General features: G+C 60.9%; 2 rRNA genes. Both read right to left on the bottom strand.

Going from position 1 to position 864, the window contains the following annotated elements:
• Positions 1–348: 348 nt before the first annotated feature.
• Positions 349–465, bottom strand: a 5S ribosomal RNA gene (gene rrf / locus BM237_RS22400).
• A gap of 109 nt (positions 466–574) precedes the next feature.
• Positions 575–864, bottom strand: a 23S ribosomal RNA gene (locus BM237_RS22395); the annotation flags it as partial.

The following is an 864-nucleotide window of genomic DNA, read 5'->3' as shown; positions in this document are numbered from 1 at the left end:
CACGGTCGTCCCTACGGTCGTCCCTGCGCGGACCACGCGACCGCTCACCCCGATCGTCCCGACGGAACGACGGACGATCATCCCGGCGAAAACCACCACGGTCACCGCGCTCATCGTCCCTGCGCGGACCACGCGACCGCTCATCACGACGGAACCCACCACGCCTCTCGTCACCGTTCTGGCGACGTGGCCTGTCCGAGCGCTCGGGCCGGCCCGACTGCTCCTCGGAGGAATTGGACATTGGTGTGGCTCCTGTCTTGGGGTGATACACGTTCGATCTTGCGCACAAACAGAAAAAGGACCCTTAGTCCCAGCATGCACGCTGGGACCAAGGGTCCTTCAAATATTGTTCGGCGGTGTCCTACTCTCCCACACGGTCCCCCATGCAGTACCATCGGCGCTGAAAGGCTTAGCTTCCGGGTTCGGAATGTAACCGGGCGTTTCCCTCTCGCTCTGACCACCGAAACACCACTCGAGTGTTCCAAGCGAACAAGCACACTGTTCAATTAGAATCCCGAAAAACCTGCCGAGGCCGTTCGTGGTCTCAGAACCCACACAGTGGACGCGAACATCTACGGTCAAGCCCTCGGCCTATTAGTACCGGTCAACTCCACCCCTCACGGAGCTTCCATCTCCGGCCTATCAACCCGGTCGTCTCCCGGGAGCCTTACCCCCTCCAGGGGGTGGGAGTCCTCATCTCGAAGCAGGCTTCCCGCTTAGATGCTTTCAGCGGTTATCCCTCCCGAACGTAGCCAACCAGCCATGCCCTTGGCAGAACAACTGGCACACCAGAGGTTCGTCCGTCCCGGTCCTCTCGTACTAGGGACAGCCCTTCTCAAGACTCCTACGCGCACAGCGGATAGG

The sequence above is a fragment of the Streptomyces mangrovi genome, assembly GCF_900114215.1.
GTDB classification, from domain to species: Bacteria; Actinomycetota; Actinomycetes; order Streptomycetales; family Streptomycetaceae; genus Streptomyces; species Streptomyces barkulensis.
Note: the sequence above shows the minus strand (reverse complement) of the source record. Positions and strands in the feature narration are given on the sequence as shown.